This is a genomic window from Pseudomonas aestiva, assembly GCF_039908605.1.
Taxonomy (GTDB): Bacteria; Pseudomonadota; Gammaproteobacteria; order Pseudomonadales; family Pseudomonadaceae; genus Chryseomonas; species Chryseomonas aestiva.
Window position 1 is genome coordinate 4,511,497 of sequence record NZ_CP150916.1, and the last position, 23,129, is coordinate 4,534,625.

19 protein-coding genes are annotated in these 23,129 nt (G+C 65.1%); 10 read left to right on the top strand and 9 right to left on the bottom strand.

Features of this window, described 5'->3' with window-relative positions; all coding sequences use genetic code 11:
* Positions 1-328: 328 nt before the first annotated feature.
* From AABM56_RS20915 to acs, 6 genes are all read left to right on the top strand, one after another.
* A complete protein-coding gene (locus AABM56_RS20915; RefSeq protein WP_263259364.1) occupies positions 329-1,720 on the top strand; it encodes a polynucleotide adenylyltransferase PcnB in 1,392 nt (463 codons plus the stop codon).
* Entirely contained in the window at positions 1,720-2,220 is a 501-nt protein-coding gene (gene folK / locus AABM56_RS20920; protein WP_133861924.1) for a 2-amino-4-hydroxy-6-hydroxymethyldihydropteridine diphosphokinase, read from the top strand. The genes AABM56_RS20915 and folK overlap by 1 nt, the downstream gene beginning before the upstream one ends.
* A 129-nt stretch (positions 2,221-2,349) precedes the next feature.
* Positions 2,350-3,150 carry a 3-methyl-2-oxobutanoate hydroxymethyltransferase gene (gene panB / locus AABM56_RS20925; protein ID WP_133861925.1) on the top strand — a complete coding sequence of 267 codons (801 nt, stop codon included), beginning with the start codon at positions 2,350-2,352 and terminating at the stop codon, positions 3,148-3,150.
* Positions 3,147-4,004 (top strand): pantoate--beta-alanine ligase, encoded by an 858-nt coding sequence (gene panC, locus AABM56_RS20930; RefSeq protein ID WP_133861926.1) that lies wholly within the window; start codon positions 3,147-3,149, stop codon positions 4,002-4,004. Before panB ends, panC begins: the two co-directional genes overlap by 4 nt.
* 181 nt (positions 4,005-4,185) lie before the next feature.
* A complete protein-coding gene (gene pgi, locus AABM56_RS20935; protein WP_133861927.1) occupies positions 4,186-5,850 on the top strand; it encodes a glucose-6-phosphate isomerase in 1,665 nt (554 codons plus the stop codon).
* Positions 5,851-5,975: 125 nt separating this feature from the next.
* The gene (gene acs, locus AABM56_RS20940) at positions 5,976-7,919 is read left to right on the top strand and encodes an acetate--CoA ligase (protein WP_133861928.1); all 1,944 of its coding nucleotides are present in this window, start codon (positions 5,976-5,978) and stop codon (positions 7,917-7,919) included.
* Positions 7,920-7,971: 52 nt separating this feature from the next.
* On the opposite strand, the gene AABM56_RS20945 is transcribed toward acs, so the two are convergent.
* Both AABM56_RS20945 and AABM56_RS20950 read right to left on the bottom strand, forming a co-directional pair.
* Positions 7,972-8,424 carry a PA2169 family four-helix-bundle protein gene (locus tag AABM56_RS20945; RefSeq protein ID WP_133861929.1) on the bottom strand — a complete coding sequence of 151 codons (453 nt, stop codon included), beginning with the start codon at positions 8,422-8,424 and terminating at the stop codon, positions 7,972-7,974.
* A 76-nt stretch (positions 8,425-8,500) separates the two neighbouring features.
* The gene (locus AABM56_RS20950; protein ID WP_017640375.1) at positions 8,501-8,860 is read right to left on the bottom strand and encodes a BON domain-containing protein; all 360 of its coding nucleotides are present in this window, start codon (positions 8,858-8,860) and stop codon (positions 8,501-8,503) included.
* 365 nt (positions 8,861-9,225) lie between these two features.
* Between AABM56_RS20950 and AABM56_RS20955 the strand changes: the two genes are divergently transcribed.
* The 3 genes from AABM56_RS20955 (at position 9,226) to AABM56_RS20965 (ending at position 14,471) form a co-directional block, all read left to right on the top strand.
* A complete protein-coding gene (locus AABM56_RS20955) occupies positions 9,226-12,732 on the top strand; it encodes an EAL domain-containing protein (protein WP_263259363.1) in 3,507 nt (1,168 codons plus the stop codon).
* A gap of 87 nt (positions 12,733-12,819) precedes the next feature.
* Complete coding sequence (locus AABM56_RS20960; RefSeq protein ID WP_133861931.1) at positions 12,820-13,011, top strand: hypothetical protein; 192 nt, start codon at positions 12,820-12,822, stop codon at positions 13,009-13,011.
* A 200-nt stretch (positions 13,012-13,211) separates the two neighbouring features.
* Complete coding sequence (locus AABM56_RS20965; RefSeq protein WP_133861932.1) at positions 13,212-14,471, top strand: sodium:proton antiporter; 1,260 nt, start codon at positions 13,212-13,214, stop codon at positions 14,469-14,471.
* Between the two features lie 54 nt (positions 14,472-14,525).
* Here AABM56_RS20965 and speD read toward each other — a convergent pair whose 3' ends face one another.
* Both speD and AABM56_RS20975 read right to left on the bottom strand, forming a co-directional pair.
* On the bottom strand, positions 14,526-15,320 hold the full coding sequence (gene speD / locus AABM56_RS20970) for an adenosylmethionine decarboxylase (protein ID WP_007159721.1): 795 nt from the start codon (positions 15,318-15,320) through the stop codon (positions 14,526-14,528).
* Positions 15,321-15,585: 265 nt separating this feature from the next.
* Positions 15,586-16,008 carry an OsmC family protein gene (locus AABM56_RS20975; protein ID WP_133861933.1) on the bottom strand — a complete coding sequence of 141 codons (423 nt, stop codon included), beginning with the start codon at positions 16,006-16,008 and terminating at the stop codon, positions 15,586-15,588.
* 209 nt (positions 16,009-16,217) lie between these two features.
* Here AABM56_RS20975 and crp point away from each other — a divergent pair, with 209 nt between their 5' ends.
* Complete coding sequence (gene crp, locus AABM56_RS20980) at positions 16,218-16,862, top strand: cAMP-activated global transcriptional regulator CRP (protein WP_017640369.1); 645 nt, start codon at positions 16,218-16,220, stop codon at positions 16,860-16,862.
* Positions 16,863-16,920: 58 nt separating this feature from the next.
* Here the strand turns inward: crp and AABM56_RS20985 are convergent, their stop codons facing one another.
* The 5 genes from AABM56_RS20985 to trpE all read right to left on the bottom strand — a co-directional run bounded on the left by AABM56_RS20985 (position 16,921) and on the right by trpE (position 22,929).
* Positions 16,921-18,702: a BCCT family transporter gene (locus AABM56_RS20985; RefSeq protein WP_133861934.1), complete on the bottom strand. Its 1,782-nt coding sequence runs from the start codon at positions 18,700-18,702 to the stop codon at positions 16,921-16,923.
* Between the two features lie 270 nt (positions 18,703-18,972).
* Positions 18,973-19,800, bottom strand: a complete 828-nt coding sequence (trpC, locus tag AABM56_RS20990; protein WP_263259362.1) for an indole-3-glycerol phosphate synthase TrpC — start codon at positions 19,798-19,800, stop codon at positions 18,973-18,975.
* Entirely contained in the window at positions 19,797-20,846 is a 1,050-nt protein-coding gene (trpD, locus tag AABM56_RS20995; protein WP_017640366.1) for an anthranilate phosphoribosyltransferase, read from the bottom strand. The genes trpC and trpD overlap by 4 nt, the downstream gene beginning before the upstream one ends.
* Complete coding sequence (locus AABM56_RS21000) at positions 20,847-21,440, bottom strand: aminodeoxychorismate/anthranilate synthase component II (protein ID WP_158891520.1); 594 nt, start codon at positions 21,438-21,440, stop codon at positions 20,847-20,849.
* Between the two features lie 10 nt (positions 21,441-21,450).
* A complete protein-coding gene (gene trpE / locus AABM56_RS21005; RefSeq protein ID WP_133861937.1) occupies positions 21,451-22,929 on the bottom strand; it encodes an anthranilate synthase component I in 1,479 nt (492 codons plus the stop codon).
* Between the last annotated feature and the right edge of the window lie 200 nt (positions 22,930-23,129).

Genomic DNA, 23,129 nt, shown 5'->3' on the forward strand with positions numbered 1-23,129 from the left:
AAAACTGCCCCGAGGCAGCACCCGTACCAGGCAGAGCAGGAATGATCCTGACGGCATCAGCTTCCAAAGTAATCCGTTTGCTCTTGGCTCTAGACTTCAGAGCCCTTCCGGCGGCAGGTAACCGCACGGAACAGACCGCACAAGAAAAACAAGAGGTCTGGATAAACAATAAAAACAAAGCACGTACCACTTTGGGGGGGAGCTTCGGCTCCCCCAGTGCCTTTGACAGCCTCCCCTCCCTCGTTCAAGATCCCCTCCTTATCTATTGCGCAACGGTTCCCGCTGTGGACCAGATTGCGAATAGCCGTCTCTCCGAACAGAAACTCGCATGCTGAAGAAGCTCATCCAGACTCTGCGCTCGCCCCTGCGGCGTACTCCGCCCGCGCCTGCCTTGCCCATTGAACTGCCCCGCAGTCAGCATGCTCTGGAACGAGAGCGCATCAGCCGCTACGCCCTGAGCGTCGTCGAGCGGCTGGAAAAGGCGGGTTATCAGGCCTACCTGGTGGGCGGTTGCGTCCGGGACCTGCTGCTGGGCTTCGAGCCCAAGGACTTCGATGTCGCCACCAGTGCCACGCCCGAACAGGTGCGGGCCGAATTCCGCAATGCACGGGTCATCGGCCGGCGTTTCAAGTTGGTCCACGTGCATTTCGGCCGCGAGATCATCGAGGTCGCGACCTTCCGCGCCAACCATCCCACCGGCGATGCCGAGGACGAGGCCCAGGGCTCGCGCCATGAAAGCGGCCGGATCCTGCGCGACAACATCTATGGCAACCAAGAACAGGATGCCCAGCGGCGCGACTTCACCATCAACGCGCTCTACTACGATGGCAGCGGCGAACGCATCCTCGACTACGCCAATGGCACCCAGGACATCCGCCTGCGGCAGATCCGCCTGATCGGTGACCCCGAGCAGCGCTACCAGGAAGACCCGGTGCGGATGCTGCGCGCCGTGCGCTTCGCCGCCAAACTGGACTTCCAGATCGAGACCGCCACCGCCGAACCCATCAGTCGCCTGGCACCGCTGCTGCGGGACATTCCCGCACCGCGCCTGTTCGACGAGGTCATCAAGCTGCTGCTCGGCGGCAAGGCCGAACGCACCTTCGAGCTGCTCTGCCAGTACGGCCTGTTCGCCCCGCTGTTCCCGGCCAGTGGCGAAGCCCTGGAACGCAACCCGGAATACGCCGGCAGCCTGATTCGCCAGGCCCTGGCCAATACCGATACCCGCATCCGTGAAGGCAAGCCGGTCACTCCGGCCTTCCTGTTCGCCGCCCTGCTCTGGCCGGCGCTGCCCGAGCGTGTCCGGCATCACCAGGATCTCGGTCTGGCACCGATTCCGGCCATGCAGGAAGCCGCCCACGACCTGACGGTGCAGCAGTGCCAACGGACCGCCGTCCCCAAGCGCTTCACCCTGCCGATGCGCGAGATCTGGGACATGCAGGAACGCCTGCCGCGTCGTCAGGGCAAGCGCGCCGATCAACTGCTGGAAAATCCGCGCTTCCGCGCCGGCTACGATTTCCTCCTGCTGCGCGAGCGCGCGGGCGAGGAGACCGGCGGCCTGGGCGACTGGTGGACGCGCTACCAAGAGGTCGGTGACAGCCAGCGGCGCGAGATGATCAAGAACCTCAGCCGGGACGAAGGCGCACCGGTCAAGCGACGCCGCCGCGGCGGCAGCAATCGCAAGCGGCGCACCTCGGATGCGCCCACCGCCGGCGACGAATGATGGAACGGGTCTATCTCGGCCTGGGCAGCAACCTGGCCGAGCCACGGCGGCAGCTGGACGCCGCCCTGGAGGCCCTGGCCGGCCTGCCCGAGAGTCAGCTGATGGCGGTCTCCGCCTTCTATGCCAGCGACCCCCTGGGTCCGCCCGACCAGCCGCGCTACGTCAATGCCGTCGCTGCGCTAGATACCGCCCTCGCCCCCCTGGCGCTGCTCGACGCCACCCAGGCCATCGAGCAGCAGCAGGGCCGCGTGCGCAAGGACGAACGCTGGGGTCCGCGCACCCTGGACATCGACATCCTGCTGTTCGGCGGACGGCTGATCGACGAGCCACGCCTGCAGGTGCCGCACTATCACCTCCAGGCCCGCGCCTTCGTGCTATACCCGCTGGCCGAGTTGGCCCCCTCACTGCACCTGCCCGACGGCCGCCGCTTGCCGGACCTGCTGTCCGCCTGCCCTTTCGAAGGCCTGGAACGGCTGCTACCGTCGTCACTCAGCCGGTAACACAGCCGTAACACCGAGCATTGACTTGTACCGGACGCGCCGGGACTATAGCAGCCGTTTGCGCGCGGCAACCCCGCGCCCGCGGCGCCCAGACAACAACCATAGCGCCGTCCCACGAGGACCCCTTGCATGCCTGATATCAGCCTCACGACCCTTCAGGGGCTCAAGCAGCGCGGCGAAAAGATCGCCATGCTGACCGCCTACGATGCCACCTTCGCCCAGGCCGCCAGTCAGGCCGGCGTGGAGATGCTGCTGATCGGCGATTCCCTCGGCATGGTGCTGCAGGGTCACGACAGCACCCTGCCGGTGACCCTCGACGATATGGTCTACCACACCGCCTGCGTCAAGCGCGGTCATGCGGGTGCCTTCATCGTCGCCGACCTGTCGTTCATGACCTATGCCACCCTGGAGCAGACCCTGACCAGCGCCGGTCGCCTGATGCAGGCGGGCGCGCAGATGGTCAAGCTCGAGGGCGATGCCTGGCTGGCCGAGCCGATTCGCCGCCTGGCCGCCAATGGCGTGCCAGTCTGCGCCCACCTGGGCCTGACGCCCCAGTCGGTCAACGTCTTCGGTGGCTTCAAGGTGCAGGGCCGCGATCCGCTCCGCGCGCAGCAGCTGCGCGAGGCCGCGCGGGAGCTGGAAGAAGCCGGCGCGGCCATGCTGCTGCTGGAATGCGTGCCCTCGGCGCTGGCCGAGGAAATCACCCGGGCCGCCCGGGTGCCGGTGATCGGCATCGGCGCCGGTGCCGCCACCGATGGCCAGGTGCTGGTGCTGCACGACATGCTCGGCCTGGCCCTGCGCGGGCGCACGCCGAAATTCGTCCGTAACTTCATGGCAGGCCAGGACAGCATCCAGGCTGCCCTGGCGGCCTACGTCGCCGCCGTCAAAAACGGCAGCTTTCCCGCTCCCGAACACGGATTCTCCGCATGAAAACGGTCCATAGCGTCCGCGAACTGCGCGCCGCCGTCGCCGCCGCGCGCCGCCAGGGCCTGCGCATCGGCCTGGTGCCCACCATGGGCAATCTGCACGCCGGCCATATCGCGCTGGTGGAGACTGCCCAGCGTCACGCCGACTTCGTGGTGGCGAGCATCTTCGTCAATCCGTTGCAGTTCGGCCCCGGCGAGGATCTGGACACCTATCCCCGCACCCTGGCGGAAGACAGCCGCCAGTTGAACGAAGCCCATTGCGATCTGCTGTTCGCACCGGCGGTGGCCGAGATGTATCCCAGTGGCATGGACGGCCTGGCCCGGGTAAACGTCCCCCAGGTGTCGGAAGGCCTCTGCGGCGCACGCCGGCCCGGGCATTTCGAGGGCGTGGCGACGGTGGTCACCAAGCTGTTCCAGATGGCGCAACCGGACGTGGCGGTCTTTGGCGAAAAGGACTATCAGCAGCTGGCGGTGATCCGCAAGCTGGTCCAGGACCTGGACATGCCCATCGAGATCGTCGCCCAGCCCACGGTGCGGGCCACCGACGGCCTGGCGCTGTCGTCCCGCAATGGCTATCTCGATGACGGCCAGCGCGCCAGTGCGCCCTGCCTGTACAGCCTGCTCAGGCGGCTCGCCGATCAGCTCGCCGCCGGCGCCGCGGTGGAGCCCACCCTGGCCGCCGGTGTCGCCGAACTGCAAGCTCAGGGGCTTAAGGTGGACTATCTGGAACTGCGTGAACAGCTGAGCCTGCAACCGGCCGGGCCGGACACCTCGGCACTGGTCCTGCTGGTAGCGGCCTACCTCGGCCAGACCCGCCTGATCGACAACCTGAGCTTTCGCCGCAGGGCCCGAGTGTGACGCAACCGAAGGTTAGCTCACCCGACCCTGACTGAACCCTGGAAGCCCGGAACATACCGGGCTTTTTCATGCTCGAAGCGCGGCGCCACGACCGGCGTCTCGCGGTCACCGACTTTCTCTTGCAAGCCAGCGGCTTGTGGGGCACAACAGCAAACAAGAGCCACCAAGGAAAAGCCTACCCATGGAGTACTATCAACATCCCCTCGACGTGACCCAGCTCGCCTCCTGGAAAGCGCTGCAAGAGCACCGCAAGGCCATGCAGAACTTTCGCATGCGCGACGCCTTCGCCGCCGACCCGCAGCGGTTCACGCAGTTCTCCCTGAACACCAGTGGTCTGTTCCTCGACTATTCCAAGAATCTCATCACCGAGCAGACCCGCGAGCTGCTGGTGAACCTGGCTCGCGAAGCGGGCCTGGAAGGCGCCATCCACACCCTGTTCGACGGCGCCTACGTCAACTCCTCCGAACACCGCCCCGCCCTGCACACCGCCCTGCGCCGCCCAGTGGGCGACAGCGTGCAGATCGACGGCCAGGACATCATGCCCGAGGTGCACCGGGTCCTGAACCAGATGACCCAGCTGGTCACCCGCATCCACAACGGCCTCTGGCGCGGCTACACCGAGAAGCCGATCACCGACGTGGTCAACATCGGCATCGGTGGCTCCTTCCTCGGTCCGCAACTGGTCTCCGAGGCGCTGGTGCCCTTCACCCAGCGCGGCGTGCGTTGCCACTACCTGGCCAACATCGATGGCAGCGAATTCCGCGAGGTGACCTCCAAGCTCGCCGCCGACACCACCCTGTTCATCGTCTCCTCCAAGTCCTTCGGCACCCTGGAGACCCTGAAGAACGCCCAGGCCGCCCGCGCCTGGTGCCTGGCCCAGGGCTGCCCGGAGCCGGAGCTGCACAAACACTTCATCGCCGTCTCCAGCAACGTCAAGGTGGCGGTGGAATTCGGCATCGCCGAAGAGAACATCTTTCCCATGTGGGACTGGGTCGGCGGCCGCTATTCGCTGTGGTCGGCGATCGGCCTGCCCATCGCCTTGGCCATCGGCATGTCCAATTTCAAGGACCTGCTTGCCGGCGCCTATGCCATGGACCAGCACTTCACCAGCGCCCCCTTCGAAGAGAACATGCCGGTGCTGCTGGGCCTGCTGGGAGTCTGGTACGGCAATTTCTGGGGCGCGACCAGTCACGCCATCCTGCCCTACGACCACCACCTGCGTAACTTCGTGAAGCACCTGCAGCAGCTGGACATGGAATCCAACGGCAAGAGCGTGCGTCAGGACGGCTCGCCTGTGAGCGTGGAGACCGGCCCGGTGATCTGGGGCGGCGTCGGCTGCAACGGTCAGCACGCCTACCACCAGCTCTTGCACCAGGGTACCCAGCTGATCCCCGGCGACTTCATCGTGCCGGTGGTGAGCCACAACCCGGTGGCCGATCACCAGCAGTGGCTCTATGCCAACTGCCTGTCGCAGAGCCAGGCGCTGATGCTGGGCAAGACCCGCGAAGAAGCCGAGGTCGAGCTGCGCGAGAAGGGTCTGGGCGAAGCCGAGATCGCCAAGCTGGCGCCGCACAAGGTGATCCCGGGCAACCGCCCGAGCAACACCCTGGTGCTGGAGCGCATCTCGCCGCGGCGCCTGGGTGCGCTGGTGGCCCTGTACGAGCACAAGGTGTTCGTGCAGAGCGTCATCTGGGGCATCAACTGCTTCGACCAGTGGGGCGTCGAGCTGGGCAAGGAGCTAGGCAAGGACGTCTACCAGCACATCATCGGCCGTAGCGAAGGCAAGGCCGACGATGGTTCGACCCAGGGCCTGATCGATTATTTCCGCGGTCGTCACCGCGGCTGATCGATCAAGGTCCGCTCTAAAAGGCGCCGCTCTGCGGCGCTTTTTCGTTTTATCGCCTCGCTGAACCCCGGCAGGCTATCCGCGGCCTAAACTGAGAGCACAACAACACCAAGAAGGAGCCGGCCATGAGCCAACGCTATCCCGTGCCCGAGAGCCTGAGTGCCCGCACCCACCTCGACGAAGCCCGTTATCGCGAGCTCTACCAGCGCTCGGTGGAACAGCCGGAGCGCTTCTGGAGCGAGCAGGCCAGCGCCCTGCTCGACTGGTCGCGCACCTGGGAAGAAGTCCATAGCGGCGATATGCGCCAGGGCCAGACCCGCTGGTTCAGCGGCGGCCAGCTCAACGTCGCCTACAACTGCATTGATCGCCACCTCGCCGCTCGCGGCGACCAGGCTGCCATCCTCTGGGAAGGCGACGATCCCGCCGACAGCCAGGTCATCAGCTATCGCCAGTTGCACGAGCACGTCAGTCGCCTGGCCAATGTGCTCAAGGATCGCGGGGTCAGGAAAGGCGACCGCGTCTGTCTCTATATGCCGATGATTCCTGAGGCGGCCTACGCCATGCTCGCCTGCGCCCGCATCGGCGCGGTGCATTCGGTGGTATTCGGCGGCTTCTCGCCCGAGGCGCTGCGCGACCGCATCCTCGATGCCGACTGTCGGGTGGTGATCACCGCCGACGAGGGTGTGCGCGGCGGCAAGCGCGTTCCACTCAAGGCCAATGTCGACAAGGCCCTGGCCAAGTGTCCGGAGGTCCACACCGTGGTCATGGTCGAACGCACCGGCGCCGCCGTGGCGCGTCAGGAGGGACGCGACCTGCCCTATGCCCAGGCGGTGACCGCGGCGTCGCCCGACTGCCCTGCGGAGCCCATGGACGCCGAGGATCCGCTGTTCATCCTCTACACCTCCGGTTCCACCGGCAAACCCAAGGGCGTGCTGCACACCACTGGCGGCTATCTGCTGGGCGCTACCCTGAGTTTCAAGTACCTCTTCGACTACCACGAGGGTCAGGTCTTCTGGTGCACCGCCGATGTCGGCTGGGTCACCGGCCACAGCTACATCGTCTATGGCCCCCTGGCCAACGGCGCCACCACCCTGATGTTTGAAGGCGTCCCGAGCTATCCCGATGCCAGTCGCCTCTGGCAGGTGGTGGACAAGCACCAGGTCAACATCTTCTACACCGCCCCCACCGCCCTGCGCGCCTTGATGCGCGAAGGCGACGGGCCGGTACAGCGCACCTCGCGCAAGAGCCTGCAGCTGCTGGGCAGCGTCGGCGAGCCGATCAATCCCGAGGCCTGGGAGTGGTATCACCGAGTAGTGGGCGAAGGGCGCTGCCCCATCGTCGACACTTGGTGGCAAACCGAGACCGGCAGCATCCTGATCGCCCCGCCACCCGGCGCCCTGGCGCTGAAACCTGGTTCGGCCACCCTGCCCTTCTTTGGCGTCCAGCCGGTGCTGCTGGACGAGCAGGGCAAGGAGATCGACGGACCCGGCAGTGGCGTACTGGCGATCAAGTCCAGCTGGCCGAGCCAGATCCGCACCGTCTATGGCGACCACCAGCGCCTGATCGACACCTATTTCAGCGCCTACCCGGGTTACTACTTCACCGGCGACGGCGCACGCCGGGACGAGGATGGCTACTACTGGATCACCGGGCGGGTGGACGACGTGCTCAACGTGTCCGGTCACCGCATCGGCACCGCCGAGGTAGAGAGCGTGCTGACCGAACATGCGGACGTGGCCGAGGCCGCTGTGGTCGGCTGCCCCCACGAGGTCAAGGGTCAGGCGGTCTATGCCTTCGTCACCACCAAGGGAGGAGTGACGCCGAGCGACGAACTCAAGGCCCGCCTGCGCCAGCAGGTAGCCGATGAGATCGGTAGCTTCGCTAAGCCGGAATTCCTGCAGTGGGCACCCGCCCTGCCCAAGACCCGCTCCGGCAAGATCATGAGGCGCATCCTGCGCAAGATCGCCTGCGACGAACTGGACAGCCTGGGCGATACCTCGACCCTGGCCGATCCGTCGGTGGTCGACAGCCTGATCGACGCCCGCCTCAATCGCGCGCCACAAGGCTGAACGCCGGCCCAAAGAAAAGCCCCGCCTAGGCGGGGCTGTTTCTTCGAGCGCCTTAGTGGGCGGCTTGCATACGGTGCTTCAGATCACGCATACGATCATGGGTCGCACGGGCCTTTTCCAGCTGGCTGCGCAGATTGGCCTGGGCATCCGGGGTGGCATGTTCGTTAACGGCACGCTCCAGCGCGTGCAGCAGGCGGTCTTCCTGCTCTTCCAGCTCACTGACATAGGTGACTTCTTCCTTTTCCTTGCTGGCAAAGGAGGTTTTGACGTCGGTGTAGTATTTGCGGAAGCTGCCGGCGAAGGTGCCTTGTTCGGCGGGCTTTTCACCCGAGGCCGATACCTGGCTGCTCAGAGCGCTGATGATCTCGGCCTTGCTCTGGGCGATCTCGGTGAACAGGGCCTTCAATTCGGGGTTCTTCACTTCGGTGAGGGCGTGCTCGTAGAAATTCTTGCCGTCACGGGCGATCTCGATCAGATCGTTGAGGGTTTCGGTCGTGCTGGTCATGGCAGTTTTCCGGGGCGAAGGACAGGGGTGATGGCAGCGCGCGGCGCCGCCATCGTGCCGGGTGTACCGGGCGTTCTTACTGGGCGGCTTTCAGCGCGTCAGCCGATACGGCCTTGACGCCCTTGATGGCCTTGGCTTCCTTGATCGCCAGGTCGCGCTGGGCTTCGGTCGCCACGGTGCCGGAAAGGGACACGACACCCTTGTTGGTCTCGACCTTGATCGAGGTACCCTTGATGTGTTCGTCGGCCAGGAAGGAAGCCTTCACCTTACTGGTGATCCAGGTGTCGGACGCGGCTTCTTCGGTCTTGTCCATGGTGTTGTTTGCGGCCAGGGTCATGTTCTGGCTGGTGGCAGCAAAGGCACCGCCGGCCAGCGGCAGGCTCAGTACGGAAGCGGTAACGGCAGCGAGGGCAAAAGTACCGAAAGTCTTTTTCATGAGATGACTCCTGTTTTCCTTAGTTGTACTGCGCCAGGTCCTGGTAGCAGCGACCTAGATGTAGAGCGCAACGGCCGCGCCGAATTCCAAGAATCGTTAAAGACATTATTAATCAATGACTTATGAAAATAAGACGAAAGCAAGGGGCGGGCAAAATGCAATTGACAGGTGGATAGGCCTGGTAATTTGCACGAGGTCAGACGACTCTTGAGCCTGGATGGGAAGAGCGGCCTACCAGGGCACCTTGCCCGATAAAGCCAGACTTATGGAAAGGTTTCCACGTGACCAGGCCAGAACTGCCATACCTTTATCCGGTCAAAGCGCAATCGAACCCGACACCTGCGATCGGGCCTTGAGGATCCGGCATGCGGCCTCTTTCTCCTGCGCGCATTGCCCTGGTTTATCTGCTGCTGAGTGCCCTCTGGGTGATCGGCAGCGACGGGCTGTTGTATCTGCTGGTCAGCGATCAGGACAGTGTCTATCTGTGGCACACCTTGAAGGGCCTGGCCTTCATTAGTCTGCTTTCGCTGGTGCTCTATGCATTGCTGCGGCGCCAGGTCAGCTATCGCGAAGGCTTTATCGAAGAGCTACAGAACCAGCGCGCCACCCAGGATTTCGTCCAGCGCCTGACCAATACCGGCGACTGGCAGCTGACGTCCGATGGCCGCCTGCTTTGTTCCGAACGCACCCTAGTGATGCTGCACCAGCCCAAGGGCAGCGATCCGCTGGATTTCGCCACCATCGCGGCCTGCGCCCGTGTCGATGACCGCGATCATGTGCACAGCATGCTCGAACGCCTACAGCACATGCAGGGCCCGCTGAACTTCTCCGCGCATTTTGCCGATGGCCAGGACAGCTGGCGCTGGCTCAACTGGCAAAGCGACTTCGACGAAGCCGGCACCACGCGCGGTGCCCTGGTCGACATCACCAGCCACAAGCTGGCCGAGCAGGCGCTGCAGGACAGCCAGAGACGCTATCGCGAACTGGTCCAGCACCTGCCGCTGGTGGTCTTCGCCAGTGATCACCGTGGCCGCTGGCAGTTTCTCAATCCGGCCTGGGAAGCCCTGACCGGCCAACCCGCCAGCCAGCGACTCAACCACCCCCTGGATCAGGCCTTCCACCCCCAGGATGGAGCCCGACTGCGCCAGCTGGTGGATGATTTCGCCGTCGGTCAGCGCCTGCACTGGAATGGTGTGGTACGGCTGCGCCTGTCGGTGGAAAGCCATCGATGGATGCAGATGGAGCTGCGCGCCGGTCTCGATGGCGAGATCCAGGGCACCCTCACCGACATTCATCACGATTACCAGGCGCAGCAGCTGCAACAGGCCCGCAGCGACGTCCTCGACGATCTGCTCACCGGCCTGCCATTGGCGGAGATCCAGCAGGGCATCGCCCAGCGGCTGGAAAGGATCTATCCGGAGATGCGCGTCGCCCTGTTGCTGGATGACCAGGGCGAGCATCTACGGGTCGCCGCCGCGCCGAGCCTACCACCCGCCTTCCAGGCGGCACTGGAAAGCGTGCCGCGCAGCCACCACGACCAAGGCTGCTGCAGTGCCGTCACCACCAATGCCCCGGTGTTCACCATCGATGTCGAACTGGATCCGGCCTGGCAGAAGCTGCTACCGGCCGCCCAGGCGGCCGGCATTCGCGGCGCCTGGGCCCTGCCCTTGCAGGACGAGCAGCAGCGCGCCGTGGGCGCCCTGGGCGTCTACTACGGAGAGGCGCGGCTGCCCGAGACGGAAACCCAGGCGCTGATCACCGAATTCACCCGCCTCGCAGTGCTGGCCATCCGGCAACAGCGCGTGGTCCAGGCGCAGCGCGCGAGCGAGGCGCGTTACCGCGGCATCTTCGAGCAGGCCTACACCGGCATCATGCTGAGCGACCTGGAAGGTCGCTGGCTGAGCGCCAACCACCACTTCTGCCAGATGCTCGGCTACTCGCAACCGGAATTGCTGCAGAAGGACACCGCCTCGGTGACCCATCCGGACGAGCGCGCCCTGGGCGCCACCCTGCGCAAACAACTGGTCGACACCGGCCAGGACCGCTACACCCTGGAAAAACGCTATCTGCATCGCAGTGGCCAGTCGGTCTGGGCCAATGTCACCACGCGCCTGATCCGCGACGACCAGGGGGTGCCCCAGTATTTCATCAGCACCGCCCAGGACATCACCCTGCGCAAGCAGCAGGAAGAAAGCCTGCGCCAGGCCGCGGCGATGTTCCAGAACAGTCGCGACGGCCTGCTGCTGCTCGACGAGCGCCGCTGGATCCTGGCGGTGAATCCGGCCTTTGCCCGCCTGCTGGGCACCCAGGAAGGCACCCTGCTCGGCCAGCGGCTGGGACTGCCCGGCGGCGGTCGCCAGGACCAGCGCTTCTACCGCGAACTCTGGCGCACGGTGCGCCGCGAGGGCCGCTGGGAGGGCGAACTGCTCTGGCCGCGCCTCGACGGCACTACCTTTCCGGCGTGGACCGCCATCGACACCCTCTACCCCCGGGAAACCCGGCAGTATACAGTCACCGTCAGCGATACTACGCGCCTGCGGGAAAGCGAGGCGCGGCTGAGTCACCTGGCGCATCACGACCCCCTGACCGACCTGCCCAATCGCCTGCTGGCGCGCACCCATCTGGAGCACGCCCTGGCCCTGGCCGAGCCTCAGGAATACCTGGTCGCCGTACTGATCCTCGACTTCGATCATTTCCGTACGGTCAACGAAAGCCACGGCCATGCCCTGGGTGACGAACTGCTGGTGGAATTCGCCGCCCGCCTGCGCGCCCTGCTCAGCGAAGACATCACCCTGGCGCGCATCGGTGGCGACGAGTATCTGGTCATCATCGAACGGATAGACCGGCCCGAATTCGCCGCCCAGATCGCCCAGGCCATGCTCAGCAAGCTGGAGCAGCCCTTTCACCTCGGCGAACACGACATCTATCTCAACGCCAGCATCGGCATCAGTCTCTTTCCCGACGATGGCGCCACCGCCGATGACCTCATTCGCAATGCCGACACCGCCATGCACCAGGCCAAGGACCAGGGTCGCGACACCTTCCGTTTCTATACCCAGGCCCTCACCGAGCAGTCGCGGCGGCGGCTGAATCTGGAATCGCGGCTACGCACGGCGCTCAAGCGCGGTGACTTCGTCCTCTACTACCAGCCGCTGATGAGCGTTAGCACCGCCCAGACCATTGGCGTGGAAGCCCTGGTGCGCTGGCGGGATCCGGAGCTGGGGCTGATCCCGCCCACCGAATTCATTCCGCTGGCCGAAGAGACCGGACTCATCGTGCCGCTGGGCGACTGGATCATCGAAAGCGCCTGCCAGCAGATGCACAGCTGGCTCGCCCAGGGACTGGAGCTGGAAACCCTGGCGATCAACATTTCGCCCCGGCAATTCGCCAAGCGCGACCTGGCCAGCACCATTTCCCGCGCCCTGGCGCGCAGTCGCCTTCCGGCCGAGAATCTGGAGCTGGAGATCACCGAAGGCACCCTGATGAACAATGTCGAGGAGGCGCTGCTGTCTCTGGCCACCCTCAAGACCCTGGGGGTGCGCATCGCGGTGGACGACTTCGGCACCGGCTATTCCTCGCTGGCCTACCTGCGCCGCTTCCCCCTGGACAAGCTCAAGATCGACCAGAGCTTCATGCACGAACTGCGCAGCGACAGCGGCACCCACAGCAGCCAGGCCATCGCCGCGGCCATCGTCGCTCTGGGCCAGGGGCTGGATCTCGACGTGCTCGCCGAAGGGGTGGAGACCACCGAGCAATGGGACATCCTGCGCAAGCTGGGTTGCCAGCAATGCCAAGGCTTCCTGTTCAGTCCGCCGCTGCCGCCGGAAGAGTTCGAGGTCTGGTATGCCGAACGGCAGAAGGCGCGCGCCTAGCGGCTAAGCGACGAATGTCACGGTATTGCAATCAAAACAGCTCTAGACTCGGGTTTCCACTTTCCGTCTGTCCCCGAGGGTACCAGCATGAAGATCGTGGTTCGTCCCCTGCGCAAGTCCACCACCAGTGCCTGGCAGGTCTGCATCGACAAGCAGGCCATCACTTTTCTCAGCGAAGCCGATGCCCGCAGCTACGTGGCCACGCTGGAGGCGCGCATCGCCGCCCCCCATCCGTTGCCGCTGCGCGAAGCGACCACGGCAATAGCCGCGCCGCTCTAGGCCGGCAGCACCCTGACCGTCCGTCTTCTGGATCACCCTGGCGCCGCCCGTTCAGCGACGGCCCAGGGCGGTTCACGGCTGTTCTTCGGCGAACGATTGGCTAGCCAGCTATCGAAAATGTAACTTTTGCGGCGTCCGCCCCATCCTACCCCTAGGCCCTGCGTTCGCAGGGGCTCGCTGTCTGATGGATCTGGAACGCCATGCTTGAACTCGCTGCTGCCTTCATCTGCTTCACCTCGCTGCTCACCTACCTCAACTATCGCTTCGTCGGCCTGCCGCCCACCATCGGCGTCATGGTCATCGCGCTGATCTTCTCGGTCGGCCTGCAAAGTCTTTCCTGGCTCGGCTTTCCCGGCCTGGAACACCGCATCGGCGAATTGCTCGGGCAGATCGACTTCAACGACCTGCTGATGAACTGGATGCTCGGCTTCCTGCTGTTCGCCGGCGCCCTGCACGTCAATCTCAAGGATCTGCGCGACTACAAATGGGCCATCGGCGGCCTGGCGACCCTCGGGGTGATCATCTCGACGGTGCTGATCGGCTATCTCAGCCACTGGATCTTCGGCTGGCTGGGCTGGCACGTCGACATCCTCTACTGCCTGATCTTCGGTGCCCTGATCTCTCCGACCGATCCCATCGCCGTACTCGGCATCCTCCGCTCGGCCGGCGCGCCCAAGTCGCTGGAAACCACCATCGTCGGGGAGGCGCTGTTCAATGACGGCGTGGCCGTGGTGGTCTATTCGGTGCTGCTGGGGGTGATCCAGCTGGGCGAGGCGCCCACGGTCAACGCGGCGCTCTGGCTGTTTCTCGAAGAAGCCGGTGGCGGCATCCTGTTCGGCCTGCTGATCGGCTTCGCCTGCTACTGGCTGATGCTGAGTATCGAGCAGCATCAGATCGAGGTGATGCTGTCGCTGGCCCTGGTAATCGGCGGCTCGACGCTGGCCAGCCACCTGCACGTCTCGGGTCCCATCGCCATGGTGGTGGCCGGTCTGATCATCGGCAACCTGGGGCGAACCAAGGCAATGAGCGACTTCACCCGGCGTTACCTGGACGGCTTCTGGGAGTTGATCGACGAGATCCTCAACGCCCTGCTGTTCGCCCTGATCGGCATGGAGCTGCTGGTACTGCCGTTCAGCTGGGCTCACCTGGGCGCGGCGCTGCTCGTGACCCTGGCGATCCTCTTCGCCCGCTGGATCAGCGTGGCACCGGTGGTGCTGCTCAGCCCGCACTGGCGCAACATGACCCGTGGCACGGCGCGCATCCTCACCTGGGGCGCCCTGCGCGGCGGGGTCTCCGTGGCCCTGGCGCTGAGTCTGCCGGCCGGCCCGGAACGGGATCTGATCCTCGCCCTGACCTACATCGTGGTGCTGGTTTCCATCCTCGGCCAGGGCCTGACCATCGGCCGGGTGGTCAAGAGCGTCACCGGTGGCGCCCCGGTCGCGCGCGACGAGCATCACTGATCCCCGGAAACGAGAAACCCCCGCCATGGCGGGGGTTTCTGGGTACCCAAGCGATCAGCGCGGCAGGTTGCGGCCGGAGAAGATCTCGCGCATCTCGTGCTTGAGGCGCTGGGTGATCTGCTGACGCTGTTCGGAGGAGAGGCTGCGCGAGGCGTCGCCGAACAGATAGTTGTCCAGCTCGAATTCCTTGAGCAGCATCTTGGTGTGGAACAGGTTGTCCTGATACACGTTCACGTCGGTCATCTGGTAGGCCGCGCGGGTGTCCTCGGACAGGTAGTTCTGGATCGAATTGATCTCGTGGTCGATGAAGTGCTTGCGCCCTTCGATGTCGCGGGTGAAACCGCGCACCCGGTAGTCCACGGTGACGATGTCCGAGTCGAACTGGTGGATCAGGTAGTTCAGGGCCTTGAGCGGGGAGATCACGCCACAGGTGGAAACGTCGATGTCGACGCGGAAGGTGGCGATGCCGTCGTCCGGATGGATCTCCGGATAGGTGTGCACCGTGATGTGGCTCTTGTCCAGGTGGCCGAGAATGGTCTCGCGCAGCGGACCGGGCGACTCCTCGATCTGGCTCTCGGTCGGCTCGACCGGTTGCTCGGAGATCAGGATGGTCACGCTGGCGCCCTGGGGATCGTAATCCTGGCGGGCGATATTGAGGATGTTGGCCCCGATGATATCGACCACGTCGGTCAGGATCTGGGTCAGACGCTCGGCGTCGTATTCCTCGTCGATGTACTGGACATAGGCCTGTTGATCTTCCGACGTCTCGGCGTAGCAGATGTCGTAGATGTTGAAGCTCAAGGTCTTGGTCAGGTTGTTGAAACCATGAAGCCTGAGTTTGCTTTTCACGGTGGTAAAGCTCCCGTCGTGCGGTCTCTGACCGCGGTCCTGAGTGCCCGTCAGTTGCGGATTGCGCAAGCTGCGTAGGGCGGCGAACACCTCTTCGCGATGGCGATTGGCTGTACTTGTCGGGGGCTTGCCCCTTAAGAGCGGCGCATTATGCAGATCGGCAGCGGCTGGGGCCAGAGTCTGCCGGGCCCAGGTGATGAATTGATGTCGGCGGGAAGGGGTGACGCGGAGGGCGACGCCTGGAAGGGCGTCGCCTGCAAGAGCATCAGGCGAGTTCGACGAGTTCGTAGCTGTGCGTGATCTCGACGCCGGCCCGACCGAGCATGATGGACGCCGAGCAATACTTTTCCGCCGACAGCTCGATGGCGCGCTTGACCTGGGCCTCCTTGAGACCACGGCCCTTGACCACGAACTTCAGGTGGATACGGGTGAACACCTTCGGCTCGGTGTCGGCGCGGTCGGCTTCGAGGAAGGCTTCGCAGCTTTCCACCGGTTGCCGCGCCTTGCGCAGGATGCTGACCACGTCGTAGCTGGCGCAGCCGCCCAGGCCGATCAGCACGGTTTCCATCGGCCGCACGCCGAGGTTGCGACCACCGCTTTCCGGCGGGCCGTCCATGACTACCACATGGCCACTGCCGGATTCACCGAGGAACATGGCCTCGCCTACCCACTGGATGCGCGCTTTCATCGCTTTCGTCCTACTTATATATGCAAATGGTGATCAGCTTAACATGCTGGATGGCGTAAACTGGGGCGCAGTGAAGGGTTATTCAGCTCGCATTTAAGCTGCGCATGTTCTTATCCGGTCTTTGGATTGGAACCGGCGCAGCCTGTGCATGCACCGGTTCGGACCTCGGTGCCCCCGACTCAGGTTAGCTTTCAACCTCAGGAATCAGCATGGCCGCTATCATCCCACCCGCGAAGTTACAGCACATCGACAAGCTGCTAGCGCACTGCTCGCGTCGCCGCTATACCGCAAAAACCACCATCATCTACGCTGGCGACAACAGCGAAAGCCTGTTCTTCATCCTCAAGGGTTCGGTGACCATCCTCATCGAAGACGATGAAGGCCGCGAAATGATCATCGCCTATCTCAATGCCGGGGACTTCTTCGGCGAGATGGGGCTGTTCTCCAAGGAAGGCAGCGAGCCCGAGCGCAGTGCCTGGGTGCGTGCCCGTACCGAGTGCGAAGTCGCCGAGATCAGCTACGGTCAGTTCCGCGAACTGAGCCAGCACGATCCGGACATGCTGTTCTCCCTCGGTCGCCAGATGGCCGAGCGCCTGCGCCAGACTACCCGCAAGGTCGGCGACCTGGCCTTCCTCGACGTCACCGGTCGCGTGGCCCGTACCCTGCTCGACCTGTGCAAGCAGCCCGACGCCATGACCCACCCGGATGGCATGCAGATCAAGATCACCCGTCAGGAAATCGGCCGCATCGTCGGTTGCTCCCGCGAGATGGTCGGTCGCGTGTTGAAGTCCCTCGAAGAACAGGGTCTGGTCCACGTCAAGGGCAAGACCATGGTGGTGTTCGGCACCCGCTGAGCCCGCTTAGCGTGCCCCTGCCAGCAGGCGGGGGCCGCTCCCCCCGCCCATCCTGGCTTCAGTTCTCGACCTGCGGCTGGACCTTCGCGACCCGCACCGTGGCTTTTTCGTCGACGGTCTTCTCGTCATTGCCCTTGGCCTTGGGCTCGCCCACGACGAAGTGGAATTCTTCGCCGTGCTTGACCGCGCCATAGAGCACCGCCTTCTCGATCAGCTCGGTACCGCGCAGATGCCGCAGCATCAGCGGATCGCAACGCAGATCGCGATAGAGCGCCAGGCACAGCAGCGCCATCACCACCACGAAGGGTAGCGCGACCACAATAGTCAGATTCTGCAGGCCGTTGAGCGCCGCACCCGGGTTGCCCGGGTCACCGATGGCCAGCATGATCGCCGCCACCGCGCCGGTGAGGGCGCCCCAGAAGATCACCGTGCGCCGCGAAGGCTCGGTAGTGCCACGCTCGGACAGGGTGCCCATCACCAGGGACGCGGCGTCGGCGCCGGACACGAAGAAGATCGCCACCAGCACCATCACCAGCACCGAGGTCACCGAGACCCAGGGATAGCTGGCCAGCAGGTCGTAGAGGGCGAAGTTGCTGTTCACCGCGCCGTCGACCAGGGTGAAGGCACCCAGGCGCATGGCGTCGATGGCCGCGCCGCCGAAGATGACGAACCAGACCACGCTGACCAGACTCGGCACCAGCAGCACGCCGGTGACGAACTGGCGGATGGTGCGACCGCGACTGATGCGGGCGATGAACATGCCGACAAAGGGCGTCCAGGAAATCCACCAGGCCCAGTAGAACACCGTCCAGCTGGACAGCCAGTTGCCCATGGCCTCGCCACCGCTGGCGCTGGTGCGCGCCATCATCTCCGGCAGGAGGTCGATGTAGTCGCCGATGGCGGTGGGCAGCAGATTGAGCATCAGCAGGGTCGGACCGGCGACGAAGACGAACAGCGCCAGGGCCACCGCCAGCACCATGTTGGTGTTGGACAGCCACTGGATGCCCTTCTCGACCCCGGACACCGCGGAGATGACGAAGGCCACCGTCAGCACCGTGATGATGCTGATGTAGAGCATTTTTCCGGGTTGCTCGATCCAGCCATTGTGTTCGAGTCCACCGGCGATCTGCAGGGCGCCCAGACCGAGGGAGGCCGCCGAGCCGAACAGGGTGGCGAAGATCGCCATCATGTCGATGACGCGACCGACGGGGCCATTGGCGTGTTCGCCGATCAGGGGGCGAAAGGCCACCGAGATCAGCTGGCTGCGACCGCGCCGATAGGTGCCATAGGCGATGGCCAGCCCGACCACGGCATAGATGGCCCAGGGATGCAGGGTCCAGTGGAACAGCGTGGTCGCCATGGCCACCTGCAGGGCGGCGCTGCTCTGCCCGGCGGCGCCACCGGGCGGCGGATTGAGATAGTGCGACAGCGGTTCGGCGACGCCAAAGAACATCAGGCCGATCCCCATGCCAGCGCTGAACATCATCGCCACCCAGGAGAGGGTGCGGAATTCCGGCTGCTCGTCGTCGCGCCCCAGGGGGATCCGCCCATAGCGACTGGCGGCCAGCCAGATGACGAAGACCACGAAGCCGGTGGAGGTGAGCACGAATAGCCAGCCGAAGTGGGTGATCACCCAGCCCTGGGCGGTCGAGGCACTGCTGGCCAGGCTGGCCTGGCTGACGAAGCCCCAGATCACGAAGGCCAGCGCGGCGATGCTGGTGACGCCGAAGACTACCCAGTCGGTGGTGCCGGCGAGCCGCCGATCCCGGCGCGACTCCTCGGTCCGGGAGGGATCGGTGACGCTGATATCAAGTGTTTCGCTTTTTTCTTCCGTTGCCATGGTGCTTGCTTGCCCTGGTTATGGATGGCCTGGTGCGGCGGAGCGCTGTCTTGTCCTGCGACAGCCAGCCGTCTCCGCGCCTCGCCACGGTTCAGCGAGTCGGAGGCCATTAACCGGGTTTATTCCGATGGAAACAAAGCCCTGCGTCGGCAGCGGGCACACGGAGGTCGTTCCCGCCACCCGGGGTGGGCGCGAGTCGACATGGATCACCCTGCGGAAAGAAAAAAGCCCCGGGGTTATCCCCGGGGCCTTATGCGAACGACCGGCGCCTCAGGCGTCTCTGAGCGGGAACCGGCGATCCGGGAAGAACAGACGCTGCAGCTCCTGACCCGGCTCGTCGGCGCGCATGAAGGCTTCGCCGACCAGGAAGGCGCGTACCTCGTTGATCTCCATCAGCTCCACGTCGGCGCGATTGAGGATGCCGCTCTCGGTGATCACCAGGCGATCCTGGGGGATACGCGGCAAGAGATCGAGGGTGGCTTCCAGACTGACCTCGAAGGTGTGCAGGTTGCGGTTGTTGACCCCCACCAGCGGGGTGTCCAGCACCGTCAGGGCGCGCTCCAGCTCGGCGCCGTCATGCACCTCGACCAGTACGTCCAGGCCGACGTCCTTGGCCGTGGCGGCCAGTTCGCCCATCAGGCCGTCGTCCAGCGCGGCGACGATCAGCAGGATGCAGTCGGCACCGATGGCCCGGGCTTCCACCACCTGGATGGGGTCGACGAGGAAGTCCTTGCGGATCACCGGCATCTGGCAGGCGGCGCGCGCCTGCTGCAGATAGGCGTTGCCACCCTGGAAGAAGTCCACGTCGGTGAGCACGCTCAGGCAGGTGGCCCCGCCCAGGGCGTAGCTGTGGGCGATCTCGGCCGGCACGAAGTGTTCACGGATCACACCCTTGCTCGGCGAGGCCTTCTTCACCTCGGCGATGATCGCTGCCTCCTTGCGCGCCACCTGGGCCTGCAGGGCGCGGGCGAAGCCGCGCGGGGCGTCGGCGGCACGGGCCTGGGCCTCGAGTTCGGCCAGGCTGGTCCGAGCCTTGAGCCGGGCGATCTCCTCGGCCTTGCGGGCCAGGATCTTCTGCAACACGGTTGGCACACTCACGGGCGACCCTCCTCGCGATAGACGGATGTGAAATGGGCGAGCTCGTCCAGCTTTTCCCGGGCCAGGCCGCTGTAGAGCGCGTCGTGGGCCAAGAGTACCCCTTCGTGCAGGCTGTGGGCGAGATCCGCGGCGTAGAGCGCCGCGCCGGCATTGAGCACGATCATGTCGGCAGCCTTTTGCCCGGCCTCGGTCTTGCGCCGGCCGAGGGCGTCGCGGATCAGCGCCAGGGAGGCCTCGGGGCCGTCCACGGTGAGGCCGACCAGGGTCTGGCTCTTGATGCCCAGATCCTCCGGCAGCACCTGGTATTCGCTGATGCTGCCGTCCTTGAGTTCGGCGACCTGGGTCGCCGCGGCCAGGCTGAATTCGTCCAGGCCGTCGCGGGAGTGCACCACCAGCACATGGTGGCTGCCCAGGCGCTGCAGCACCTCGGCCAGCGGCCGGCACAGCGCGGCGCTGAACACCCCGACCACCTGGTGCCGGACCCCGGCCGGATTGGTCAGGGGACCGAGCATGTTGAACAGGGTGCGCAGCCCCAGCGAGCGGCGCGGCCCGGCGGCGTGACGCATGGCGCTGTGGTGCGACTGGGCGAACATGAAGCCGACGCCCACCTGCTCGACGCAGCGGGCGATCTGCGCCGGAGTCAGCTCCAGGTAGATGCCGGCGGCCTCCAGCAGATCGGCGCTGCCGCTCTTGCCGGACACCGCGCGATTGCCGTGCTTGGCGACCTTGCCGCCCGCCGCCGCGACCACGAACACCGAGGCGGAGGAGACGTTGAAGATATTGGCGCCATCGCCACCGGTACCCACCACGTCGACCACGTGATCGAGGCTCGGCAGCACCACCGGGGTGGCCAGCTCGCGCATCACGCTGACCGCGCCGCAGATCTCGTCGATGGTCTCGCTCTTGATGCGCATGCCCATGAGGAAGGCACCGATCTGCGCCTCGTCGGCGCCACCGGTCATGATCTGGCGCATCACCGCCTGCATCTCGGCGACGTTGAGGTCGAGTTGTCCGCTGATGCGATTCAGGGCCTGCTTGATGTCCATCTAGCGCCGCCCTCCCTGCTGCTGGAGAAAGTTGGCCAGCAGGTCATGGCCATGTTCGGTAAGGATGGATTCGGGGTGGAACTGCACCCCCTCGATCATGAATTCGCGGTGCCGCAGGCCCATGATCTCGTCCATGCTGCCGTCCGGATGCTGGGTCCAGGCGGTGATCTCCAGGCACTCGGGCAGGGTCTCGCGCTTGACCACCAGCGAATGGTAGCGGGTCACGGTAACGGGATTAGGCAGGCCGGCGAAGACGCCTTCGCCGTTGTGGTAGACCGGGCTGGTCTTGCCGTGCATCGGCTCGCGGGCCCGGACCACCTCACCGCCAAAGGCCTGGCCCAGGCTCTGGTGCCCCAGGCAGACGCCCAGCACCGGCAACTTGCCGGCGAAGCGCTCCAGAGTGGCCAGGGAGATGCCCGCCTCGTTGGGCGTGCAGGGACCGGGAGAGACGACGATGCGCTCCGGCGCCAGGTCTTCAAGTGCCTCGACCGGCATCTCGTCGTTGCGCACCACCTTGACCTCGGCGCCCAGCTCGCCCAGGTACTGCACCAGGTTGTAGGTGAAGGAATCGTAGTTATCGAGCATCAGCAGCATGGCGGATTCCTCAGACGGACTGTTCGGCAAGGGTGACGGCGCGGAACATGGCGCGACGCTTGTTGAGGGTCTCTTCCCACTCCAGCGCCGGCACCGAGTCGGCGACGATCCCTGCCCCGGCCTGCACGTGCAGCTCGCCGTCCTTGATCACCGCGGTGCGGATGGCGATGGCGGTGTCCATGTTGCCGTTCCAGGCCAGGTAGCCCACGGCGCCGCCGTAGATGCCCCGCTTGACCGGCTCCAATTCGTCGATGATCTCCATGGCACGGATCTTCGGCGCGCCGGACAGGGTGCCGGCCGGCAGGATGGCGCGCAGGGCGTCCATGGCGCTCAGCTCGGGCTTGAGCCGACCGGTCACGTTGCTGACGATGTGCATCACGTTGGAATAACGCTCGATGACCATCTTCTCGGTCAAGGTCACGCTGCCGGTGGTGGAGACCCGGCCCACGTCGTTGCGCCCCAGGTCGATCAGCATCAGGTGCTCCGCCAGCTCCTTGGCATCGGCCAGCAGATCGCGTTCCAAGGCCAGATCGGCTTCTTCGGTGGCGCCACGCGGACGGGTCCCGGCAATGGGACGCACGGTGATATCGCCGTCCTCTACCCGCACCAGGACCTCGGGCGAACTGCCCACCACATGGAAGTCGCCGAAGTTGAAGAAATACATGTAGGGCGTTGGGTTGAAGCAGCGTAGCGCCCGATAGAGGTCGATGGGCGCCGCCTGGAAGGCTATGGACATGCGCTGCGAGGGCACCACCTGCATGCAGTCGCCGGCCAGGATGTAGTCCTTGATGCGCTGCACCGCGCCTTCGAAATCCTCGCGGCTGAAGCTGGAACGAAAGCTCGGCTCCGGACCGGCCGGGGCGGCGAGATCCAGGCCGCGGCGCGGCACGATGGGCTGGCGCAGGCGGTCGAGGATGTCGGCCAGACGCGCCTGGGCGGCGTCGAAGGCGTCGGCCTCGTCCGGATCGGCCAGCACGATCGCGTGGATCTTGCCCGCCAGGTTGTCGAACACCACCACGGCATCGGACACCATCAGCAGGATGTCGGGCGTACCCAGCGGATCGGGATTGGGGCAGGCCGCCAGGCGCCGCTCGACGTAGCGCACGCTGTCGTAGCCGAAGTAGCCCACCAGGCCACCGTTGAAGCGTGGCAGGCCGTCCAGCGTCGGCACGCGATAGCGCACCTTGAAGGCTTCGACGAAGGCCAGGGGATCGTCGCAGTGCTCGATCACCTCGACCTCGCGACCGGCATCGCTGACCACCACGCGATGACCATGGACGCGCAGGACACGGCTGCACGGCAGGCCGATGATGGAGTAACGCCCCCATTTCTCGCCGCCCTGCACCGATTCCAGCAGATAGGAATTGGGGCCGTCGGCCAGCTTCAGGTAGATGGACAGCGGGGTGTCGAAGTCGGCCAGGGTTTCGAAGGCCAGGGGAATGCGGTTATAGCCTTGAGCGGCCAGGCGCAGGAAATCGTCGCGGGTCATGATCAGCCTCGTGGCGAGGAAAACGAAAGGTCGGGTGCACAGCGCGCCGGTCAGATACCGGCCAGGACGAAATCAGGCGCGCCAGCGCCAACGGGCCAGGGCCTTGATGACTTTCATCCATGCTCGCGAGGAGCCTGTGCGGGTGACCACCACGATGCGATCTCTTGCTCTTGAGGCGGGGGGTTGAAGGGCCACGGTAG

Bases quoted from the DNA above. Each gene is read 5' to 3' on its own strand.
- AABM56_RS20915 (WP_263259364.1), top strand. From the start codon at position 329: ATGCTGAAGAAGCTCATCCAGACTCTGCGCTCGCCCCTGCGGCGTACT.
- folK (WP_133861924.1), top strand. From the start codon at position 1,720: ATGGAACGGGTCTATCTCGGCCTGGGCAGCAACCTGGCCGAGCCACGG.
- panB (WP_133861925.1), top strand. From the start codon at position 2,350: ATGCCTGATATCAGCCTCACGACCCTTCAGGGGCTCAAGCAGCGCGGC.
- panC (WP_133861926.1), top strand. From the start codon at position 3,147: ATGAAAACGGTCCATAGCGTCCGCGAACTGCGCGCCGCCGTCGCCGCC.
- pgi (WP_133861927.1), top strand. From the start codon at position 4,186: ATGGAGTACTATCAACATCCCCTCGACGTGACCCAGCTCGCCTCCTGG.
- acs (WP_133861928.1), top strand. From the start codon at position 5,976: ATGAGCCAACGCTATCCCGTGCCCGAGAGCCTGAGTGCCCGCACCCAC.
- AABM56_RS20945 (WP_133861929.1), bottom strand. From the start codon at position 8,424: ATGACCAGCACGACCGAAACCCTCAACGATCTGATCGAGATCGCCCGT.
- AABM56_RS20950 (WP_017640375.1), bottom strand. From the start codon at position 8,860: ATGAAAAAGACTTTCGGTACTTTTGCCCTCGCTGCCGTTACCGCTTCC.
- AABM56_RS20955 (WP_263259363.1), top strand. From the start codon at position 9,226: ATGCGGCCTCTTTCTCCTGCGCGCATTGCCCTGGTTTATCTGCTGCTG.
- AABM56_RS20960 (WP_133861931.1), top strand. From the start codon at position 12,820: ATGAAGATCGTGGTTCGTCCCCTGCGCAAGTCCACCACCAGTGCCTGG.
- AABM56_RS20965 (WP_133861932.1), top strand. From the start codon at position 13,212: ATGCTTGAACTCGCTGCTGCCTTCATCTGCTTCACCTCGCTGCTCACC.
- AABM56_RS20975 (WP_133861933.1), bottom strand. From the start codon at position 16,008: ATGAAAGCGCGCATCCAGTGGGTAGGCGAGGCCATGTTCCTCGGTGAA.
- crp (WP_017640369.1), top strand. From the start codon at position 16,218: ATGGCCGCTATCATCCCACCCGCGAAGTTACAGCACATCGACAAGCTG.
- AABM56_RS20985 (WP_133861934.1), bottom strand. From the start codon at position 18,702: ATGGCAACGGAAGAAAAAAGCGAAACACTTGATATCAGCGTCACCGAT.
- trpD (WP_017640366.1), bottom strand. From the start codon at position 20,846: ATGGACATCAAGCAGGCCCTGAATCGCATCAGCGGACAACTCGACCTC.
- AABM56_RS21000 (WP_158891520.1), bottom strand. From the start codon at position 21,440: ATGCTGCTGATGCTCGATAACTACGATTCCTTCACCTACAACCTGGTG.
- trpE (WP_133861937.1), bottom strand. From the start codon at position 22,929: ATGACCCGCGACGATTTCCTGCGCCTGGCCGCTCAAGGCTATAACCGC.